At 70.1% G+C, this 3411-nt stretch carries 3 protein-coding genes and 1 tRNA gene; 2 read left to right on the forward strand and 2 right to left on the reverse strand.

Annotated features, from left to right (window positions below; all coding sequences use genetic code 11):
• Positions 1–172: 172 nt before the first annotated feature.
• On the reverse strand, positions 173–754 hold the full coding sequence (locus AC2W7C_RS15245; protein WP_486002166.1) for a class I SAM-dependent methyltransferase: 582 nt from the start codon (positions 752–754) through the stop codon (positions 173–175).
• A 265-nt stretch (positions 755–1019) separates the two neighbouring features.
• Between AC2W7C_RS15245 and AC2W7C_RS15250 the strand changes: the two genes are divergently transcribed.
• The gene (locus tag AC2W7C_RS15250; protein ID WP_486002167.1) at positions 1020–1379 is read left to right on the forward strand and encodes a hypothetical protein; all 360 of its coding nucleotides are present in this window, start codon (positions 1020–1022) and stop codon (positions 1377–1379) included.
• 11 nt (positions 1380–1390) lie between these two features.
• Here AC2W7C_RS15250 and AC2W7C_RS15255 read toward each other — a convergent pair.
• A tRNA-Arg gene (locus tag AC2W7C_RS15255) sits at positions 1391–1467 on the reverse strand.
• Between the two features lie 296 nt (positions 1468–1763).
• On the opposite strand from AC2W7C_RS15255, the gene AC2W7C_RS15260 reads away from it, so the two are divergent.
• On the forward strand, positions 1764–3411 hold a 1648-nt coding region (locus AC2W7C_RS15260; RefSeq protein ID WP_486002168.1), incomplete at its 3' end, for a helicase-related protein.

Here is a 3411-nt window from a genome sequence, read left to right on the forward strand (position 1 = left end):
TTGGCGGCCCGGTCCGGCGCGCGCTCGGCCCGGATCGCCTGACCGCATCCGCTCTCCCTCGGAGCGGCGTCTCCGCATCGAAAATCTGACGGTCGCGAGATTCGCCTTTTGCGACGGCCGGCTGGACGCGGCTTCGTCGGCCGGCACGGGCGTCTTTTCGACGACTCGCGGGTCAGGCGGCGGGGGCCCCGGTGCGGCGAAGACAGTCGTAGACGTGGGTGACCTCGGCGAAGGGTGTCCGCGCCGGTTGGCCAGCGAAGGGCTCGGCCTCGAACCACGGCCGGTGCAGTCCGGTCGCCAGCGGATCGGCGATCTTGTCGGTGTTCCAGCCCAGCAGAAGGCGCCCTCCAGACGGGATCAGCGCCGCCAGCGCCCCGAAGGTGCGGGCCTGGTGCTCCGGTTCGTCGACGCCGTAGCCCAGCACCCCGTTGCAGACCACCGCGTCGAACGTCTGGTCGGCGAACAGGGCGTCCGCCGCGCCCACGTCTCCGGTCCTGTGCCGCCCCTGGCGACCCCAGCGCTCGGCCTTGGGATCGATGTCGGTGGTCCAGACCTCGCCCCCGCTGGCCTCCAGCAGGGCATAGTCGTCCAAGGTGTACTCGCGCACCCCGACCCACAGGATCCGACCGCCCTCGGCGGCCAGGGCGGGGATGAACACCGTCTCCATCAGCTGCCGATCCGGCAGGCTTCGGATCGCGCGCGCGCGGCTGGAGCGCCCGGGCCGCATGCCGAGGGAGGCCAGGAAGGTCCGCATGCTCATCTCGATCCCCGCCTGTCTTCCTGAGTGGCGTCCAAGCCCGTCGCGGCGACGCTGTCGCTCCTGCCCGCATCGGCTCCTCCGGGCCGTTCTGGCAGGCTCCAGTCCCGCTGCACAGAGGCAAAAGCGGGTCCGACCGGCCGGTCAGTCGGGCGTCGCGCCAGAAAGTCGCCCCGCCCCCTTTCGCCTTCGAAGGTTTCCGCCCACCTTCCCGCTCGCTCCTTCCGTCCCGTTCGTCCGGGATCAACCGCGAGGTCCAGACATGGTGAGACTGGTCGTGTTCGGCCTGCTGTCGATCGCCGCCATCACCGGCGCGGGCTGGCTGTACCAGACCCATCATCTGGTGCCGGTGAACATCGACCAATGGTCCATTCTCCGGGGCATGCGCGACCTGGGCGCGGTCTGCGTGGCCATGCTCTGGCTGTTCCTGCCGTCACGCGCGCTCACGGCCCTGGCGATGTCGGCGGCGGTCGTCGCGCCCGTCTTCATCGGCCTGAACCCGCCGGGCCCGGTCTACATCGCCGTCGGCGCGGCCTGCATCGCTCTCGCGGTCCTGGCCGCCCATGTCCGGCGGGGCATGCCGTCGATCTTCGCCAAGGACGGCGCGTCGGCGACGGGCTGATCTGGACGGACTGGCGACCCCGGCAGGACTCCAACCTGCGACCTCGGCTTTAGGAAAGCCTTGCTCTATGCAGCTGAGCTACGGGGCCGTCGCCGGCTGAACTAGCGGAGCGGAAAGCGCGACGGAAGCGGGGCCGATGGAAAACTTCCGCCTTTCGAATTTCCCCGTCCCGCCGGCGACCGGGGATCAAGAAATGAGTTGTGGTTAATCGCCCTTAAGATACAATATCTTGTAGGGAACAAATCCCGAATCGGGCCGTGTCGATGATTCGGTCCTGATTCGTTTCGCGCCTGTTCCACCCGAACACCGCCCCCCGTTTACTCCGGTCCCGGAATCGGGGTCCGGCTTGAGGAACATCCCCGCGCACGCCACCTTTCCAGTCTCATGAGTGATCGAGGCACAGGCCAGGCTCCATCGCGCGTCACGGCGATCCTGGGGCCCACCAACACCGGCAAGACGCATCTGGCCGTCGAGCGGATGCTGGGGCACGCCTCGGGCATGATCGGCCTGCCGCTGCGGCTGCTGGCGCGCGAGATCTACGACCGGATCGTCAAGCGGCGCGGCGCCTCCGCCGTGGCCCTGATCACCGGCGAAGAGAAGATCGTCCCGCCCCGCGCGCACTTCTTCGTCTGCACCGTCGAGGCCATGCCGCTGGAGCGGACGGTGGAATTCCTGGCGGTCGACGAGATCCAGCTGATCGCCGATCCGGAGCGAGGGCACGTCTTCACCCAGCGCCTGCTGCACGCGCGGGGCCGCCACGAGACCATGTTCCTGGGCGCCGGGACCGCGGCGCGCCTGATCCGCTCGCTGATCCCGGACGTCGAGATCGTGTCTCGCGAGCGGCTGTCCATGCTCAGCTACGCCGGCTCCAAGAAGCTGACCCGCCTGCCCCGGCGCAGCGCCATCGTCGCCTTCTCGACCGACCAAGTCTACGCCATCGCCGAACTGATCCGCCGCCAGCGCGGCGGTGCGGCGGTGGTCATGGGCTCCCTGAGCCCTCGCACCCGCAACGCCCAGGTCGAGCTGTTCCAGTCCGGCGAGGTCGACTTCCTGGTCGCCACCGACGCCATCGGCATGGGGCTGAACATGGACGTGGACCATGTCGCCTTCGCGGGCTTGCGGAAGTTCGACGGGCGGCGCACCCGCTGGCTGCATGCGCACGAGATCGGTCAGATCGCCGGCCGCGCGGGCCGTCACCTGCGGGACGGGACGTTCGGCGTCACCGGCGAGGCGCTGGAGCTGGATCCCGATCTGGTCGAGCAGGTCGTCGAGCATCGCTTCGACCCGCTGGAGGCGGCCGAGTGGCGCAACGCCCGCCTGGACTTCGACACCCTGCCCGGCCTGATGCGTTCGCTGACCGTGACGCCCGGCGCGCGCGGCCTGAAGCTGACCGAACCGGCCCTCGACGAGACCCTGCTGCGGCGCCTGGCCAAGGACGAGGAGGTCGCCCGGGTCGGCCGCTCCCGCGGCGCGATCATGCGCCTGTGGGAGGCGTGCCAGTTGCCGGACTTCCAGAAGACCACGCTGGACGAGCATGGCCGCCTGGCCAAGGAGATCTTCCAGGCGCTCACCGGCCGGCGTGGCCGGCTGACCGACGACTGGATCGCGCCCCGCTTCGCCGGCCTGGACCGCGACGACGGCCAGATCGACCAGTTGTCGGCCCGACTGAGCGGCGTGCGCACCCTCAGCTACATCGCCAACCGCCCGGATTGGCTGGACCAGGCGCAAGGCTGGCGCGATCGGACCAAGGCGCTGGAGGAGCGGCTTTCCGACGTGCTGCACGACCGGTTGACCGCCCGTTTCGTCGACCGGCGCACCACCGCCCTGATGCAGGCCCTGAACGTGCGCGGCGACGCCGTCGCCGAGGTGGCGGACGACGGCGAGGTGGTGGTCGAGGGCCATGCGGTGGGCCGGCTGAACGGCGTGGACTTCCAGATCGACAAGGGGTCCTCGGCGTTGGAGGATCGGGCGCTGAGGCACGCGGCGCGCCAGGCGGTCACGCCCGAGATCGCGCGGCGGCTGGGGCGGCTCG

The organism is Brevundimonas sp. CURTG3B2_SDJG (genome assembly GCF_057364705.1).